Below are 17,304 nucleotides of genomic sequence, written 5' to 3'. Positions count from 1 at the left end.
TTCGAGCCGGAAGCTATTGGAGGGGGGTGGCCAAGTCAAGCCGACCGGTTTTCGTGCAAACGTTTGATTTAAATGGAAAAAGTGCCAGCTGCGCTTTTGACGCATGCGCCTATTCGGCTGCGACCAGCTCTTCGGCGGCATCGAGGTCGACGGAGACCAGTTTGGACACGCCCTTCTCGCGCATGGTCACACCGAACAGGCGGTCCATACGGCTCATCGTGACCGGATTGTGGGTGATGACGATGAAGCGTGTATTGGTGCGGCGGCGCATCTCGTCGAGCAGGCGGCAATAGCGGTCGACATTGGCGTCATCGAGCGGTGCGTCCACCTCGTCCAGCACACAGATCGGGGCAGGTCGCGACAGGAAGACGGCGAAGATCAGTGCCGTCGCCGTCAGGGCCTGCTCACCACCCGACATGAGCGACAGCGTGCCGAGGCGTTTGCCCGGCGGCTGAGCCATGATCTCAAGGCCGGCATTGAGCGGGTCTTCATCGTCAATCAGGCGAAGCTCTGCCTCACCTCCCCGGAAGAGCGTGGTGAACAGCGCTTTGAAATGCTCATTGACCCGCTCGAAGGCTTCAAGCAGGCGTGCACGCCCTTCATCATTGAGCGCCATGACACCTTCGCGCAGGCGGGCGATGGCCTTTATCAGATCGTCTTTCTCGGTTGCCTGCGTGCCGAGACGCTCTGCAAGCTCCTCGGCCTCGGCTTCGGCTTCCATATTGACGCCGCCGAGCTGGTCGCGGTCACGGCGAAGGAAGTCGAGCTGGCGTTCCGCTTCTGACGGATCGAGGCTTTCAATCTCTTCGTCCTCAAGCCCTGCACGGGCGAGCGTGATGAGGCCGGCCGGGGCGCGCTGGAACTGGTTGCGAGCCGCTTCGACCGCATCGGTCAGGCGGGCCTCGGCATTCTCGACCCGCACCTTGGCGCCGGCGAGCGCTTCGCGGGCTTCGACGGCGGCATTCGAAGCCTCGCGGGCTTCTGTCTCGCTCTCGCGCAAAGAGGCTTCTTTCTCTGCCAGGGCATCAGCGGCGACGCGGCGCTCTTCTTCCAGCGTCTCGACCCGCTTGGCGAGCGCGTCGATGTCGGCCTGCATGTCTTCAGGCTTCGCACGCGCGGCCACTGCCTCGCCAGCCGCCTCACGGCGCCGGGCAAGAAGGTCTTCGAGGCGCTGCTCGCTTGCTGCGAATCGCCTTTCCCACCGCTCAACGTCGCGGGCGAGGCCTTCACGCCGGGCGATGGCCTGTTCCCGGTTGCGGGTAATGTCGGCCAGCTGGCCGCGATATTCGGTTTCGTCGCTGCGGGCGCGGGCGAGGGCTTCGCGTGCTTCGGCGAGTTCAGCCTCAAGCTCTGCGAGATCTTCTGGCGCACCGCCGATGGAAACTGATTCCAGCGCATCCTCGACGCCGCGTAGGTCTGATTCGACACGGGCGAGCGCTTCGCTGGCTGATTCGCGCTTCACGTCGGCGCGCTCAGCGGCTTGCCGGGCTTCTGCGGTGGCAGAGCGGGCGCGGTTAAGCTCAGAGGCTTTTGGAGAGACTTGCTGGCGCGCGTCCTTCAGGTCGCGTTCGGCGCTCTCGCGGTTTTCCCGCGCTTCAGACAGCTCAGCCGTCGCCGATTCGAGGCGATTGCGGGCGGGGCCGATTTCGGCCTCTGCTGCATCGAGACGCGCCTGCTGCGCGAGGCGTTCAGCGGCAGAAACGGGAGCGTCAGGCGTGCGGGTAAAGCCATCCCAGCGCCAGAGATGCCCTTCAACGGAAACGAGCCGCTGGCCGGGCTTCAGATGAGCTGCAAGGCGTGGTCCCATCTCGGCCGGAACAACGCCGCATTGCGAAAGACGCACGGCGAGTTCGACCGGCGCTTCGACATGAGTCGAAAGCGGCTCGGCGCCCTCTGGCAGGTCGGGTGTCTCAATTGAGCTACCGCCCCAATAAAGCGGCGAATCAGACCGGGTTGATGCCTGAAGGTCATCACCAAGCGCGGCGGCGACGGCTTTCTCATAGCCATCATCAGAGCGTATCCGGTCGATAACGGGCGGCGCCTTGGGGCCGCTGGACGGCTGAAGCAGGCGTTTGAGGCCTGCAATTTCCGACTCCAGCGTCCGCACCGCCTGGTCTGCCTGATTGCGTGGGCCTTGGGCTGCGGTTTCGCTGGCTCGGGCTTCGACCAAGGCCTCGTCGGCCGCGTCCACGGCACGCTCTGCATCATGCAGCGCGATCTCTGCGGCCTCTTCAGCCTTTTCGGCAGTCGCGAGGCGTTCAGCCAGCGCAGCTGTGTCCGGCATATCACCCAGCTGCTGGCGAAGCCGGGCGGCATCGCTTTCAAGCGACTGCTTACGGCGGCGCTGCTGGTTCGCATTGGCTTCGGCCGCCTGACGCGCCGCTCTCAGCTCGGCGAGCTTGCCGCCAAGCTCATCAGCGCGTGTCTGCGCAGCCTCGAGTTCCGTGCGGGCCTGTTCCAGCTTCTGCTTTGCGTCAGCTTCCAGTTCTTCATTCGCTTCCGGGTCTTCAGTCGGCAGCGCGGCCAGCGTTTCACGCGCTTCGGCAAGGGCGTTTTCGGCTTCTTCCTTCTGCGATTGCTCGCGCTCGATATCGGACATGATCCGGCGCGCTTCGCTCTCATGGCGGGCTAACAGCTCGGCAGCGGTCTTTCGCTCGGTTTCAAGGCGGGCAAGGTCGATCTTGGCCTGGCCAAGCTTTCCGGAAATGGCCGCTTCGACATTGCGCAGAGGCTGGATGCCATCGCCAGCTTCTATGCGGCGGGTCTCTGCGATGGCAGACGCGCGGGTCAGCGTCTCGACGGCGTCGCGGCAGCGGATGAGTTCTTCTTCAGCGAGTATTTTGGCTTCAGTGGCCGCCTGCCAGCGAAGATGGGCGAGGAAGGCTTCCAGAGCGGCGATCTTGTCTGAAAGCTCTTTGTATTTTCGTGCTTTACGGGCCTGACGTTTCAGGCTTTCGAGCTGTCGTTCTACCTCGGCCGAGACTTCAGAGAGCCGTTCGAGATTGGTTTCAGCGGCGCGCAGCTTCAGCTCGGCTTCGTGGCGGCGGGTATTGAGGCCCGCGATACCGGCGGCTTCCTCTAGGATGCGGCGACGGTTCTGTGGCTTGGACCCGATAAGTTCCGAAATCTGGCCCTGACGAACCAGAGAAGGAGAGTTCGCGCCTGTAGAAGCATCCGCAAAGATGAGCTGGATGTCCTTGCCGCGTACCGTCCGCCCATTGAGCTTGTAAGTCGAACCAGCACCCCGTTTGAGGCGGCGCACGACTTCCAGCGTGTCGGAGGCATTGAACTCCGGCGGCGCGGTGCGGTCCGAATTGTCGAGAACGAGGGTGACTTCAGCCAGCTCACGGGCCGGGCGGCTTTGCGAGCCGGAAAAGATGAGATCGTCCATCTCGCCGCCGCGCATGGCCTTGGCGGAACTGGCGCCCATGGCCCAGCGCAGGGCTTCGAGAAGGTTGGACTTGCCGCATCCATTCGGGCCGACAATGCCTGTCAGGCCCGGATGGATGGGGACTTCCTGGGGTTCAACAAAGGATTTGAAGCCTGCAATGCGCAGTTCTGAAATGTGCAATGCAGGCTCCCCAACTGAATGGAAGGCTTATTGCTGCGGCGCAGCCTCACCTTCGGTTTCGTCCATGGACTCAGTGTCACTGTTCATAGATTCGCCTGACATGTCGCCCTCGTCAGTCATGGCGGGGGTTTCAGCCTCTTCCATGCTCGCTTCGGTGGCAGTTTCTGGCGCATCTTCACCAAGGGCTTCGTCGAGCATGGCCTGCATGGCTGGCCACTGACGCCACTCATACCCTTCGAGCTGCTCGCCGTTGAGGAAGAGGGTCGGCGTTGCGTTCACGCCTGCATCATCACCGGCGGCGACGGATGCTGAGATCGCACGGCGGATGTCGGAGTTCTCAAGACAGGCATCAAACTCGGCCTCATCCGTGATGCCGTGATTGGCGCCGATCTGCTGCAGAGCTTGCTTCACCTGGCCGCCTTGGCGCGCAAGGCTGAGAATGGCGGTCTGGCGTGAGAAAAGCTCATCGAGAACGTCATAGTAGCGGTCTTCGCCTGCGCAGCGCGCGATTGCAAAGCCTGCGACGGAGATGTTTGCCGGTGCCGTCGGAAATTCGCGGAAGACGTAGCGGACCTTGCCGGTGTCGACATACTCGTCTTTCAGATTGCCAACGACATCATTGTGGAACTGGAGACAGGCCGGGCAGGTCCAGGAGGCGTACTCGACGATTGTGACCGGCGCATCCGCCTCACCAAGCGAAATTTCCTGAAGGGCCGCACTGTTCGGACCTTCGCCGCTTTCATCGCCTGAGGCCCCGCAGGCAGCCATCATCAGGAAGGATGCAGCCAGAATGGAGGTCCGGCGGGTCAGGGTGTTCATTTTCATGACGTCTTCTCTTCAGGATTGGTAGGTCAGGGGCCGGTCAGGGGTGATCCGGCAAATTAGTTGTCTCGTCGCTGGCTAGCACAGCTTCGCCCAGCGCCAAAACCGCCTCTCGCAAGGCGCGATCTTCTATCTTCGCAACTGAAGCCTCCAGTGCGGCGCGCTCCTCGGCTGTCAGGGGACGGCGCGTTCGTACAGGCTTCGGAGCAGGTTGGCGCGCAAGCGGCCCCTGCTTGATCCGGATTTCGGAGATATCGCCGCCCAGTGCCACAGAAACACGCTGGCGGATCAGCTCACTCTGATGCTGGATCATGGTCGAGGCTGCTGGGATGCAGGTCACGGTGAGGACGCGCCCCTTGCCCTTGCCGCCAGAGCCGACTTTCTCTGGCTCACAAACTCTTGCGATCTGCGAGCCGACGGTTTCGGCCCAGATCAGCTTTAGCCGGCCGATTGCCGGGCCCTTGTCCGGCACGCGGTCGCGGGTGATGCGCTGGCTGAGTGTGCCGATCGTCTTTGGGGCGGGGGCAACCGGTTTGGCGCGGGCATGGCGCAGCCTGATCCGGGCACGGGCTTCTTCCAGCGGGTCGAGGCTTGATCTCATCACCATGAACGTGATTGTGCCCTGCATGGCGAAACGAGAAAAGGCCGCTTCTGCGGCTGGCGCGCGCTTTGACGGGCTGCCTGATGCACTTCTTGACTGGTATGGGCGTCATGCGCGCACGCTGCCCTGGCGGATTGGCCCGGGTGAGCGCGGCCGCGGTGTCGTCCCCGACCCTTATCGCGTCTGGCTGGCGGAGATCATGCTGCAGCAGACCACAGTGCCGCATGCGGCTGGGTATTTCGAAGCATTCACCCGGACATGGCCGACGGTAGAGGCACTGGCCTCAGCTGAAGATGGGGACGTCATGGCGGCATGGGCCGGCCTTGGCTATTACGCCCGTGCTCGCAACCTCCTGAAATGTGCGCGTGAAGTCGCTGCGAGGGGCAGCTGGCCAAGAACTGAGGCGGGCCTTCGGGAACTGCCGGGCATCGGGCCTTACACGGCGGGGGCCGTCGCAGCGCTGGCCTTCAACCAACGCGCCGCTGCCGTCGACGGCAATGTCGACCGCGTCTTCGCCCGCATCCTTGCCGCCAAGGGTGAGTGGAAAGACGAGAAGCGGCGCATCGCGGACCTGGTGGGTGAGCTTGTTCCCGAAGACAGGCCGGGGGAGTTCGCAGAAGCCCTGATGGACCTCGGCGCCACCATCTGCACGCCAAAACGCCCCAACTGCCTGATCTGCCCTTTGCGGGCATGGTGCGCGGCTCATGCGGAAGGCGAGCCAGAGCGCTATCCGATGAAGCCAGCCAAGAAAGCCAAGCCGGTCAGGTTCGGTGAGGTCTACATCGTGCGCGGGGCATCAGGCGTCGCCGTGGAGACACGTCCGTCGCAGGGTCTGCTTGGCGGCATGCTCGGCCTTCCCACCACGGAATGGCGCGAGGATGGCAAAGCTGGCCGGCTGGATTGGATTGAGGGCGCGCAAGAGATAGGTGAGGTCAAACACGTCTTCACTCATTTCGAACTGCGCCTGAGAGTGCTGACCGTCGAGAGCGAAGGCGCGCTTCCGGATGGGTATGAGCTGCGCGATTCAGGCAGTGTGGCAGACGCTCTGCCGAGTGTGTTCAGGAAGGCGCTGAAGCTTGCTTCATGAGGTTTCCGTCGTTCCGGCCCGATAGGCCTCTTCGCGTTCGGCCGCGAGAAGGTCCCTCACTGTCTCATTGGCATAGCCGAACTCTTCGAGGACACGGCCGGAAAGCTGAAGCGCGGCCTCGATAGCGTCGGGGATCACATAGGTAGCGCCAGCAGCCTGGAGTTCCCGGCCATGCTCTGCATCGCGCGCCCGCACCATGATGGGGAGGGCCGGCCGCCTGCGGCGAACCGCTTCCACCATCTGGCGTGCGCTGGCTGCGTTATCGACGGTCACCACCACCATCGATGCCCCGGCGAGCCCAGCTGCGCCCAGCATTTCAGGCCGACCGGCATCCCCGATAGAGACTTGCCAGCCCTTGCGGCGCCCTTGCCGGACGAGGGCAGGATCATTTTCCACAATCACGATATCGGTGTTCGCTTCGGAGAGGACACGCGCAATCGTGCGTCCAACACGGCCAAACCCTGCAATGATGACGTGGCCGTCGAGGCCCTCGAAGCTCTCGGTGTCGGGCTCCTGCTCTGGCTGCGGGGATTTAAACCGCTTGGCGAGGACCTGCCCCAGCCGGGATGTGGCCGGGATCAGCAACATTGAAAGGCCAGCAATGGCCGTGACGGGTGTCGCCTGCTGCGAAGTCAGCAGACCAGCGGCCGTCGCAGATGCCATCACGACAAAAGCGAACTCACCGGCTGGGGCGAGCAGGAACGCGGCCTCGGTCGCGACGGGGCGGGCCGCTCCAAAGAGGCGCGTGCTGGTCCAGGCGATGGCGAGCTTCAGCGCCAGCATGGCGGCCAGTCCGCCAAGGACGACAGGCGCGAGTTCGACGATGACGGCGAGATCGATGCTCATGCCCACCGTCATAAAGAAGATGCCGAGGAGAAGCCCCTTGAACGGATCGAGATCGACTTCCGCCTGATGCCGGAACTCTGTTTCGCCCAAAAGCAAGCCAGCGAGGAATGCGCCGAGCGCAACGGAGAGCCCGGCAGAGGCGGTGATGACTGCTGCGCCGATAACGGTGAGCAGCGTGACCGCCATGAGAAAGTCGCGACCGCCCGCCTGCGCTGCCAGCCTAAAGACGGGGCGCACGGCAAAACGGCCGATGGCGACAATGACGACCAGCGCGATCAGCCCCTCACCGAGCGCGCGCAACACATCCCCCGCGAGGCTGCCGCCGCTTTCCGCTGAAAGGAAACTGATCAGGATCAGGATCGGCGCAACCAGAATGTCCTGAAAGAGGAGCACGCCCAGCGCCGCCTTGCCTGTCGGGCCGGTAGCACGATGCTCATTGGTCAGCATCTGCATGACGATGGCCGTGGAGGAGAGCGCGAGCGCAAGGCCGATGATGGCAGCGGCTGCTGGCTCAAGCCCGATCAGCCACAGCGCAACGCCAATGGCGATTGCGCTCGCCACCGACTGCAGGGCGCCTGCGCCAAACACCGCATCTTTCATGCGCCAGAGCTTTTCAAAGGAAAGCTCGAGCCCGATCAGGAAGAGAAGGAAGAGAATGCCCAGTTCAGCAAACGGCGCGGCAGCTTCCGGCTCACCTACGGTAATGAAATGAACCGGGGCCCAGAGGTCTTCCAGCGTGCCGAGGCCGTAAGGGCCAAGCACCACACCGGCGATCAGGAAACCAGCCACTGCAGGCACGCGCACCAGTCGCAGCGCTGGCACGATGATGCCAGCGGCGAACAGAAAGACGAGCATGTCCTTCAGGAAGAGTTCCTGGCCTTCGTGTCCCATACCTTGTCTTTCGACACGATCCGGGCGCCTGCGGCAAGGCCGGGATATTCCTTATGCTATTCCGGTCAGGGAAGGGCGCTAGTTAAGGCCCATTTCCTGACGGTATCGGCGGCGTAGCAGGTCGATCGGCGCAAGGTCGCCCTTTGGCGATTCATAGTGCCAGAACGTCCAGCCATTGCAGGCCGGCTGCTTCATGACATGGGCGCCCAGCCGGTGGATAGAGCCGGATGCGTCGCCTGAAGACAGGCTGCCATCGACGCGGATACGGGCGTGGTGGCGTTTCTTTGGCGACCAGAGACGGTCACCGGGTTTCAGCCAGCCATTCTCGACAAGTGCGCCAAACGGCACGCGGGGCAGCGCACGTGCACCCTTCTGCGTTTCCAGCGCGTCGCCTTCGAGCGGCGTGATCGCCGACAGTCGGGCGCGCGAGAGGCGAATGTAGGATTGGTCCTGCTCGATGCCGACATAGTCGCGGCCAAGCATCTTTGCCGCAGCAGCGGTCGTGCCGGTGCCAGAGAACGGATCGAGGATGACATCGCCCGGATTGGTGGTCGCGAGGATGACGCGTTTCAGCAGCGCCTCAGGCTTCTGCGTCGGATGGGCTTTCTTGCCCTGAACATCTTTCAGTCGCTCAGACCCCGTGCAAAGCGGGATGGTCCAGTCGGAGCGCATTTGCTTGTCTTCGTTGAAGGCTTTCAGCGCGTCGTAATTGAAGGTGACGCGCGACTTCTCGGTCTTGCCGGCCCAGATCAGCGTCTCATGCGCATTCTGGAAGCGCGTGCCCTTGAAGTTCGGCATTGGGTTCGACTTCAGCCAGATCACATCATTCTGGATCCAGAAGCCGCTATCCTGGAGGATCGCGCCGACGCGGAAGATGTTGTGATAGGAGCCGATCACCCAGATCGCGCCATCATCCTTCAGGACGCGGCGGCATTCGGTCAGCCACTGATGGGTGAACAGATCATAGGCGTCGAAGCTGTCGAACTGGTCCCAGGCATCATCGACGCCGTCGACATGCGACTGGTCAGGCCGGGTGAGCCCTCCGCCAAGCTGGAGGTTGTAGGGCGGGTCGGCGAAGACAAGGTCAACGGACTTGTCCGGAAGGCGCGACAGCACGTCGACACATTCGCCTTCGATGATCGTATTGCGGACCAGATCCATACTTGATTGCCCTCTTGCGCGCGATTCGGTTTCAGGCGCGCATCCCGCAGGAATTTGGTTATTCAATCGTTACACCCGCGCGCCCGTGCGCAGACGTTTTTCAGAAAGCCAGCCGCATCTGCCCGCTCGGCGGCTCTGGCGGACGGAAAAGATCGGTGCGCAGGCGCGGGCGCGCCTCATCAAGACCGAGCCGGCGCGCGGCCTTCTTGAAGCGCTGGGAAATGATCTGGGCGTGTACCCCACGTCCGCGCCCCCGCTCAAACCAGTTTGAATCATAGTCCTGACCGCCGCGCATATCGCGCAGCGTGTTGATCACTTTCGCGGCGCGGTCCGGGTAGTGTTCGGCCAGCCATTCATGGAAGATGTCTTTCAGCTCAAAGGGCAGGCGAAGGACGACATAGCCCGCGCTGGAGGCGCCATTCTCGGCGGCCGCTTCAAGAAGGTCTTCCATCTCCGGCTCATTGAGGGCCGGGATGATCGGAGCCGTCATCGCGATGATCGGAATGCCTGCTTTTGTCAGCGCAGAGATGGTCTGAAGCCTGCGATAGGGCGCGGCGGCGCGCGGCTCCATCAGGCGCGCAAGCCGGGGGTCCAGCGTCGTCAGTGACACGCCAACCCGGGCGAGCCCTTTTTCTGCCATCGGCGCGATGAGGTCGATATCACGTTGGATCAGCGCTGACTTGGTCAACAGGGTGACCGGGTGATTATGTTCTGACAGGATTTCCAGGAAGGTACGTGTCAGCTTCAGCTGTCGCTCCACTGGCTGGTAGGCGTCCGTATTCATCCCAAGCGCGATAGGCCGAGGTACATAGGAGGGGCGGGACAATTCCTTGCGCAGCAGGGCAGGGCCTTCCGGCTTGAAGAAGAGCCTGCTTTCGAAGTCCAGGCCCGCCGACAGGCCGTGATAGGCATGGGTTGGCCGAGCGAAACAGTAGACGCAGCCATGCTCGCAGCCGCGATAGGGATTGATCGTCCGATCGAAGGAAATGTCCGGCGAGCGGTTATAGGTAATGATCGTGCGCGCGCTCTCGCGTGTGAGTGTCGTGTCGAGACGTGCGGCGCTATCCTCGATCGTGCCCCAGCCATCATCGAACGCATCACGCGTCTCGCGCTCGAACCGGCCCGTCTGGTTAGAGATCGCGCCGCGTCCGCGATGTTCATGGCGCTCGGCGCTATGCGACACGTCCAGATTGGTGACGCGACCTTTCGGGGGGAGTTTCTGGTTCAGTCTCATGGGGAAAGGAAACCATGAGAAAAAGAACAAAACAAGAACAATATGGGCGTCATAAAGCGCTCATCCACAGGCGAATCAGCGGAGAGAGCCTAGTCGCGGCGGGTGTCGAAACTTTCCAGGATGGTTCGGAAGTGGCGCGCCAGAGAGGTCGGCAGGAACAGCGCGATGTCCTTGGTCACGGTCATGCCGTCCGGAGCCACGCCATGGGAGGCTGGCACGATCTGCAGCAGCATCGGGGCTTCTTCAAACTCGCGCACGCTGGTGCGTTCGCGATAGATGACGACGACGTTGCGGTGACGATCATCTGCGCAGATGTCTTCGAAGATCTTTTCAACTTCTTCCTGCGGGCCTTCGAGGACCTGCATGAAGTTCGTGCCGTTGAAAAGTAGAATGCCGGTTATGTTGCTATCACGGTTTCTGGTGATCGCAGCTTCCAGAATACTCTGAAGATCAACAGACGTCAGCGTGCGCGTTGCAACACTAACATAAGCTAGTTTGTACATAACGGACCCTCTTCGGCAGGCCGGGACATGGAACAATTCGGCAGGTGCCGTCGATAACCTGCATCAATATAGCTGTTCATCACGCGCTTATTGACTCTGTTTATACAGTTGCCAGTCACGCCATGTATCTATGTCGATCAGTTGCGGCAGTAGAGTTATACTCACGTCTCGCGGCAAGTTGCTCCACACGTCCTCCATGGCGTGAGGGCTAGACCAGCGGATATTTTCAAAAAGACTTGGGGTGCGCAGGTCTTGAGAAATGCCGAACAGCCAGAACCCCCCGTCCAATGCCGGTCCGAAGACAGCAGAGTTTCGCCCGAGATTTCGGGTCGCGGTGAGTATCATGCGCTTCTTCAGTCCCGGCGCATCCGTGCCGATGAACATGACGGGGCCGCGCGGGGCTTCGATCATTGCATGGGTCAAGCGCTCGCCGAGCGAGCGGCCATGCTGCACAAATCGTTCAAAATGTTCTGGCCAGACACCGCCCAGGGTAGACGACATCATCGATGGTGGATCGACCATGAGGCGCGTGTGCCATGCCGGGTGCTCGCTCTGGCTGATCGTGTGTGCGGTGAGGCTGCGGGCCATGCGCCGCGCGGCAACCCGGCCAATATCTGCCGCGAGCCTGGTCTTAGATGCGCCGATGCGCGGCGCCTTGGTGAAGATGAGGAGCGTTGGTCTGGTCATTAGGGCAATATTCAGCGATAGGCGGCGGCCAGCTTTTCCGGGCTGGCGCCAAGCAGGTAACGTGTAATCAGCCAGGCATTCTTCCAGCTGCGCTTGCGCCAGCCATCGCGTTCATACTTGGCGGCTGATGTCCGCGACTCGGCCGAGAGCATGTTCAGCCTGCGTTTTCCGATGGCCCGCACAAGCGCGACATCCTCCATGAGGGGCAGGTCCTGATAACCGCCGACCTCTTCATACAGGCTGCGAGGCAGCAGCAGACCCTGATCGCCATAAGGCAGACCAAGCAGCTTCGCGCGCCGGTTGGCCCGTGCGGCGACATGCTTGGCCATCGGATTGTCTGACCGGAAGGCGAGGGTGAAATATGCCGCCTTGCCGGGCGAGTTCGACATATGATCTCGGGCGCGCTCAACCCAGTCGCGCGTCAGCGCCGTGTCGGCGTGCAGGAAGAGGAGCCACTCGCCTCGCGCCGCATCTGCCCCGGCGGCGAGCTGTTTTCCGCGGCCAGGCTCACCTTTGATGAGTGTCGCGCCGGAAGCTTCAGCAATCTCGAAGGTGGCATCGTTAGAGCCCCCATCGCTGATCACGACCTCACGGATCAGGCCAGCTTCGGCACCGTTCATAAGGCTGGATAAGCTCTGCGGCAGATCGTCGGCGGCGTTGAGCGTCGGTATGACGACAGAGAGAGGCGCTGGCATGCGTAAATCTCGACAAGGTTCAAATTGTCGCGCGAAGGCGCACCACTATTGGCGGAACGGCTCCGCACCAACGGCGTTAAAGCAGTGTTCGAAACATGAAGGAAGGGACACATGTCCACGATCTACGAGACACTGAAGAAAGACCACGACAAGCACCGCGAGATGCTCGACCTCATCGCCAGCACCAGCGGCGACAACGAAATGCGCCGCGACGTCTGGGACAAGTTCTATCACGATGTGAGCGCGCACGCCGCCGCTGAGGAAGAGACGTTCTATTCCAAACTCATCTCCACAGAAGATGGCCAGCCTGAAGGTCGCCACTCCGTCGCCGAGCACAAGGAACTCGACGACCTGATGGAAGAGCTGAACGACACTGACATGTCTTCACCAGCCTGGCTCACCAAGTTCAAGAAGCTCAAGGACCGCTACGAGCACCACATGGAAGAGGAAGAAAACGACGTCTTCCCAGTGGCGAAAGAAACTGTCGGCAAGGACGGGAACGAAAAACTGGGGTCCGCGTTCAAGAAGCGTAAGGAAGCTGAATTTGAGCTTGTCGAGGAGAAAGCCGAAGAGAAGCTCGAAGAGTAGATTAGACAGATGGGACACCTAAGGAAGCTGGACCGCACATCCGGTGGACGTCCATCAAAAAGAGGCTGAAGCGTTCCCTCCCCCTCGCGCTTTACCCTCTCAAAAAGCCCCGGAGCGCATCCCCTCCCCCTCCCTAGCGCTCCGGGGTTTTTTTAATGCGCGGGAGAAAAGTCGCTCAATGGATGGAGTTGCGGAAGTGAGCCGCAATCAGCAGGGCTGCATACAAGCCCGCAGCGGCATTTCCTCCGATAGGGGTCTTCAAGCCGAAATACCCCGACACCATCCCGGCTGGCACAGCAATCAGCAACCGAAGCCCTTCATCAAGTGACGTGTATCGATCAAGCGCATAGGCAGTACCTAGCCCTGTGATCAGCGCCAGGAGGAAGAAGTGAAGGAAATGGCGACCCGTTCGCGCCATTTCAGTGTCCTCGCGGCCATATCGATCTATCAAGAAAGTGCCTCCAGCTTTGCCTGTATCTGCAGCAGGTCCCGCCATGCGCGGCTCTTTTCTTCGGGGCGACGCAGCAGGAAAGCCGGGTGGAAGATCGGGAAGAGGGGGCCTGAATAGCCGCCAGGTGTCTCGAAGGTCTGCTCGGTGCCGCGCAGCTTCATGATGCCGATAGAGGCATTGAGAAGCGACTTCGCAGAAACGCCGCCTGCCGAGATGATGAGTTTGGGTTGGCCCAGTTCCACCATCCGGTCGACGAAGGGGCGGCAGAGCGCCAGTTCATCATCGGTCGGATTCCGGTTGCCGGGTGGGCGCCAGTAATTGACGTTGGTGATGAATGTGTTTGTCGCACGCGACAGGCCGATTGCCGCCAGCATCCTGTCCAGCAACTGACCTGCGCGCCCCACGAATGGCAGGCCCTGTTTGTCCTCTTCGGCGCCCGGACCCTCACCGATCACCATGACCGGCGCGCCCTCGACACCGTCGAAACAGGCCGCCTTTCGCGCCGCCTCCTTGAGGAGGCAGCCGTCAAACCCTTCGATCGCCGCTTTCAGCTCAGCAAAGCTCGATGCCGCCTTTGCCAGGTTTTGGGCTTCTTCCACCCAGTCCTGATGGCCTTTCTCTTTGGGTATCCGGCGCAAGGCGCGTGTCTGCGCAGGGGCAGGCCCTGCGTCAGGTCTTGCGCGCGCAGCCTTGGTCAGGGCGCGGATCTCTGCCTCATCGGCCTCCACACCCATCTCCGCCCACCAGGCGCGCAGCGCCTCAAGCGCCTGAATTTGTTCCGTCTGAGACATTGAGACCCTTTGGAATTCTGGCAAATCGACTGTAGACCGGACTGTGACTATGTACAAAGCGGGCTATCACACGTGGCCTCAGCCGGGAGAGACAAGATATGACCGAAGCGGTGGAACGCGAATCCATGGAATTCGACCTCGTGATCGTTGGCGGTGGGCCTGCAGGCCTGTCAGCTGCGATCCGGGCGAAACAGCTGGCCAATGAGGCAGGCGAAGAGCTTGAAGTCGTCGTGCTGGAAAAAGGCGGCGAGATCGGCGCGCACATCCTTTCCGGCGTCGTGCTCGATCCAAAGGCCCTCGATGAGCTAATCCCCGACTGGCGGACACGCGACAACAAGCCGATCTATACCGAAGTCACCGCCGACAAGTACAAGCTGCTCGGCCCGAAAGGCTCCATGGGCATGCCGACCTTCGGCTTCCCGCCTTTCATGCACAACCATGGCTGTTTCACCGGCTCACTCGCGAACGTGACGCGCTGGCTGGGTGAAGAGGCAGAGAATCTCGGCGTTCAGGTCTTCCCGGGCTTTGCGGCATCCGACGTGGTCTATGGCGAGAATGGCGAAGTCAAAGGCGTCGTCGCTGGTGTCATGGGCATTGCAGCAGATGGCAGCCACAAGGGCGACTATGAGCCAGGCATGGAGCTGCTCGGCAAATACGTCCTCTTCGCAGAAGGCGCCCGCGGCTCGCTGACCAAGCAGGTCAAGGCAAAGTACGACCTCGAAGCCGACTGCGACCCGCAGAAATACGGCATCGGCCTGAAAGAAGTCTGGTCCGTCCCGGCAGACCATCCTGAATTCAGCGCAGGCTATGTCCAGCACACCTTTGGCTGGCCAGTACAGGACAAGGACGGCAATGGCGGCGGCTTCCTCTACCACTTCTCCGAGGGCGGCGAGAACTATGTCTCCGTCGGCTATGTGGTCCACCTGAACTACAAGAACCCGTGGCTCTCCCCGTATCAGGAGTTCCAGCGCTACAAGCACCATCAGGACATCAGCAAATTCCTCGAAGGCGGCAAGCGCGTTGCCTATGGCGCCCGTGCGATCACCTCTGGCGGCGTCCAGTCTGTGCCAAAGCTCGCCTTCCCGGGCGGTGCACTGATCGGTTGTTCTGCCGGTTTCGTGAACCTGCCGCGCATCAAGGGCTCTCACAATGCGATGAAAACCGGCATGCTGGCAGCTGAAGCCGCCGTCGAGGCCGTGCGCGAAGGTCGCCAGAGCGACACGCTGGACGCTTATGAGACGGCCTACAAGGATAGCTGGGTCTTCACGGACCTCTCGCAGGTCCGCAACATGAAGCCGCTGATGAGCAAGTTCGGCACGATGGCCGGCGCCGTCCTAGGCATGCCGGACATGTGGCTGCGCTATCTCTTCGGCTTTGGTTACCTGCCAACCATGAAGCATGAGAAGCCGGACTACGCCTATCTGAAGCCCGCCGACAAGTGCCGGAAGATCGAATACCCGAAACCGGACGGAAAGCTCAGCTTCGACAAGCTGACCAACGTGTCCTTCACCAACACCAACCATGCTGAAGACCAGCCGGTGCACCTGATCGTGAAGGATATGGAGCTTCAGAAGCGTTCAGAGCATGACGTGTTCGCAGGTCCATCCGAGCGCTACTGCCCGGCCGGCGTCTATGAGTGGGTTGAGGAAGATGGCAAGGAGCCACGCTTCCAGATCAATGCGCAGAACTGCATTCACTGCAAGACTTGCGATATCAAGGACCCGAACCAGAACATCAACTGGGTTACGCCTGAAGGCGGCGGCGGTCCTGCCTATCCGAACACGTAAGGTTCGCATCCTGAACAGGAGCGCGCTGTGCAAAGCTTCGAATTCAAACCCGCCCTCCTGAGAGGGCGGGACAACTGGACCGTCGATAGCGGCATGCTGACCTGTAATGGGGAGCTCTATCTGAGCTTCGCCGATGTCACGGGTCTTCACTTTGGTGAGATGACGGTCCGGCAAACGCATAGCGCGTGGCTGGATATCGAGACGGGCGAAACCCGCCACCGTATCGGCTGCAATGCGCCCCGGGGCGACCAGAATAATGAGCAGTTCCTGGCGCTTTGCCGGGCCATTGTCGCAGAGGTCGCTGAAAAGAAGCCCGACCTCACCATGAAGGTCGGGGTAGGCGGCGGCGCCCGCTGGACACTCTTCCTTCTTGGCCTCGCCATGATCGCGGCGGGCATCGTCGGCATGGTCTTCTCTCAGGAAGCACGGCGCGGCATGGAGCTTTTTGCACTGGCAGCCGGCGGCGGTTTTGCGCTTTTCGGTTTGCTGCTTGCCTTCATGTGGCGGCCGGGGGCAGGCATTCTCGTTCTAAATTCGGACCAGGCGCGTGCCCATCTGGCCGCAAGATCTCTGAACCCTGACCCAGCCGAAGCCGAGAAGCAGGCCGAGACAGACGAAGACAACAAAGGGTAGCGCGCCGCCGCCCGCTGCCCCAATCGTCGCCCCGGTTGCGCAGGCAGCGGCAAGCCCCCACCAGAGAATGGCAACTTCCCATGCGCTCCAGCCAGACTTGATGAGCGCCTGATAGGCATGGTCGCGGTGCGCGGTGAACAGGCTCTCGCCGCGCTTGGCGCGAAGGACCAGCGTCATCAGCGTATCGATCAGGATAGGCAGGGCGAGCGTCGCAATCGTCCAGACAGACAAGCCTGAGATGATGGCGAGCGTCGCAAAGAGCGCACTGACGCCGAACGCGCCGATATCGCCCGCATAGAGCTGGCCGCGCATATTGATGATGAGAAAGCCTGCGCAGGCCGTGATGATTGCGATCAGGCCGGACGGGAAGCAGCCAGCTTCGCTGAGCAGGAGCGACGCGCCAAGCCCGGAAAACATGAAGGCGAGGACGCCGATGGCGAGGCCATTGCTGCCATCCATGAAATTGGCGGCATTAGTAAAGACGAGCAGCCAGAGGGCAGAGCCTGCAATCATCAGTGCCGGCGCTGTGAGATTTCCGAACGGGCTATCAAGCTGCGGGACCACAACGCCGAAAAGCGGTGCGCCAATACAGATGGCGAGCAGCAGGACGAGTTTAAGGACGGCATTGAGGTCGCTGATATCATCAGCAGCACCGATCGCGGCAAAGCCGAGGCTCGCCGCCAGCGCAACCGCTACGGCGCGAACATTCCCGGGCAGGAAGTCATTGCCGAGCCAGAGCGGGTTCACTGCGTGGAGCACGCCCGCGAGCAGGATGACAGAGAAGAAGCCCGCCAGAATACCAGCGCCGCCAAGGCGCGGCACCGGCGCGGCCTGAAACTTCCGCTGGCCGTCCGGCATGTCGAGCACGCGCCATTTCCGGCTGAACTGGCACACCAGATAAGAGACAAGGCCCGCCAGAAGGCAGATGACCGGATAGAGAATCAGCTCAGGCATTC

General features: G+C 61.6%; 16 protein-coding genes. 4 read left to right on the top strand and 12 right to left on the bottom strand.

The genetic code is table 11. From position 1 onward, the window contains the following. Positions 1-109: 109 nt before the first annotated feature. The 3 genes from D1222_RS01450 to D1222_RS01440 are packed head-to-tail and all read right to left on the bottom strand — an operon-like array spanning position 110 to position 5,000. Positions 110-3,571: an AAA family ATPase gene (locus D1222_RS01450; protein WP_119452464.1), complete on the bottom strand. Its 3,462-nt coding sequence runs from the start codon at positions 3,569-3,571 to the stop codon at positions 110-112. A 27-nt stretch (positions 3,572-3,598) separates the two neighbouring features. Beyond that, positions 3,599-4,396, bottom strand: a complete 798-nt coding sequence (locus D1222_RS01445; protein ID WP_119452463.1) for a DsbA family protein — start codon at positions 4,394-4,396, stop codon at positions 3,599-3,601. Positions 4,397-4,433: 37 nt separating this feature from the next. Then, positions 4,434-5,000 carry a DciA family protein gene (locus tag D1222_RS01440; protein ID WP_182481833.1) on the bottom strand — a complete coding sequence of 189 codons (567 nt, stop codon included), beginning with the start codon at positions 4,998-5,000 and terminating at the stop codon, positions 4,434-4,436. A 19-nt stretch (positions 5,001-5,019) separates the two neighbouring features. On the opposite strand from D1222_RS01440, the gene D1222_RS01435 reads away from it, so the two are divergent. Continuing rightward, a complete protein-coding gene (locus tag D1222_RS01435) occupies positions 5,020-6,081 on the top strand; it encodes an A/G-specific adenine glycosylase (protein ID WP_119452461.1) in 1,062 nt (353 codons plus the stop codon). Here D1222_RS01435 and D1222_RS01430 read toward each other — a convergent pair. The 6 genes from D1222_RS01430 to D1222_RS01405 all read right to left on the bottom strand — a co-directional run bounded on the left by D1222_RS01430 (position 6,076) and on the right by D1222_RS01405 (position 12,098). Then, positions 6,076-7,818: a cation:proton antiporter domain-containing protein gene (locus tag D1222_RS01430; RefSeq protein WP_119452460.1), complete on the bottom strand. Its 1,743-nt coding sequence runs from the start codon at positions 7,816-7,818 to the stop codon at positions 6,076-6,078. The genes D1222_RS01435 and D1222_RS01430 overlap by 6 nt on opposite strands. Positions 7,819-7,896: 78 nt before the next feature. After that, positions 7,897-8,979, bottom strand: a complete 1,083-nt coding sequence (locus D1222_RS01425) for a site-specific DNA-methyltransferase (protein WP_119452459.1) — start codon at positions 8,977-8,979, stop codon at positions 7,897-7,899. A 100-nt stretch (positions 8,980-9,079) separates the two neighbouring features. Then, positions 9,080-10,213, bottom strand: coding sequence for a PA0069 family radical SAM protein (locus D1222_RS01420; protein WP_119453678.1), 1,134 nt, complete (start codon positions 10,211-10,213; stop codon positions 9,080-9,082). Positions 10,214-10,302: 89 nt separating this feature from the next. After that, positions 10,303-10,716: a BLUF domain-containing protein gene (locus D1222_RS01415; RefSeq protein ID WP_119452458.1), complete on the bottom strand. Its 414-nt coding sequence runs from the start codon at positions 10,714-10,716 to the stop codon at positions 10,303-10,305. 87 nt (positions 10,717-10,803) lie between these two features. After that, positions 10,804-11,403, bottom strand: coding sequence for a TIGR04282 family arsenosugar biosynthesis glycosyltransferase (locus D1222_RS01410; protein WP_119452457.1), 600 nt, complete (start codon positions 11,401-11,403; stop codon positions 10,804-10,806). An 11-nt stretch (positions 11,404-11,414) separates the two neighbouring features. After that, entirely contained in the window at positions 11,415-12,098 is a 684-nt protein-coding gene (locus D1222_RS01405) for a TIGR04283 family arsenosugar biosynthesis glycosyltransferase (RefSeq protein ID WP_119452456.1), read from the bottom strand. Between the two features lie 111 nt (positions 12,099-12,209). Here D1222_RS01405 and D1222_RS01400 point away from each other — a divergent pair, with 111 nt between their 5' ends. Beyond that, positions 12,210-12,686 carry a hemerythrin domain-containing protein gene (locus D1222_RS01400; RefSeq protein WP_119452455.1) on the top strand — a complete coding sequence of 159 codons (477 nt, stop codon included), beginning with the start codon at positions 12,210-12,212 and terminating at the stop codon, positions 12,684-12,686. Positions 12,687-12,861: 175 nt separating this feature from the next. Here the strand turns inward: D1222_RS01400 and D1222_RS01395 are convergent, their stop codons facing one another. Further along, positions 12,862-13,137, bottom strand: a complete 276-nt coding sequence (locus tag D1222_RS01395; RefSeq protein ID WP_119452454.1) for a hypothetical protein — start codon at positions 13,135-13,137, stop codon at positions 12,862-12,864. Continuing rightward, complete coding sequence (locus D1222_RS01390; protein ID WP_119452453.1) at positions 13,134-13,928, bottom strand: uracil-DNA glycosylase; 795 nt, start codon at positions 13,926-13,928, stop codon at positions 13,134-13,136. The genes D1222_RS01395 and D1222_RS01390 overlap by 4 nt, the downstream gene beginning before the upstream one ends. Positions 13,929-14,026: 98 nt before the next feature. Between D1222_RS01390 and D1222_RS01385 the strand changes: the two genes are divergently transcribed. Together D1222_RS01385 and D1222_RS01380 are read left to right on the top strand one after the other, a co-directional pair. After that, positions 14,027-15,715 (top strand): electron transfer flavoprotein-ubiquinone oxidoreductase, encoded by a 1,689-nt coding sequence (locus D1222_RS01385; RefSeq protein ID WP_119452452.1) that lies wholly within the window; start codon positions 14,027-14,029, stop codon positions 15,713-15,715. Positions 15,716-15,742: 27 nt separating this feature from the next. Next, entirely contained in the window at positions 15,743-16,348 is a 606-nt protein-coding gene (locus D1222_RS01380) for a hypothetical protein (protein WP_147371794.1), read from the top strand. Here the strand turns inward: D1222_RS01380 and D1222_RS01375 are convergent. Then, positions 16,244-17,302 (bottom strand): glycosyltransferase family 4 protein, encoded by a 1,059-nt coding sequence (locus tag D1222_RS01375; protein WP_119452450.1) that lies wholly within the window; start codon positions 17,300-17,302, stop codon positions 16,244-16,246. The two genes, D1222_RS01380 and D1222_RS01375, sit on opposite strands and share 105 nt — an antisense overlap. Between the last annotated feature and the right edge of the window lie 2 nt (positions 17,303-17,304).

The organism is Henriciella algicola, from assembly GCF_003576245.1.
Taxonomy (GTDB): Bacteria; Pseudomonadota; Alphaproteobacteria; order Caulobacterales; family Hyphomonadaceae; genus Henriciella; species Henriciella algicola.
This window is presented reverse-complemented; position numbering and strand designations above follow the sequence as displayed.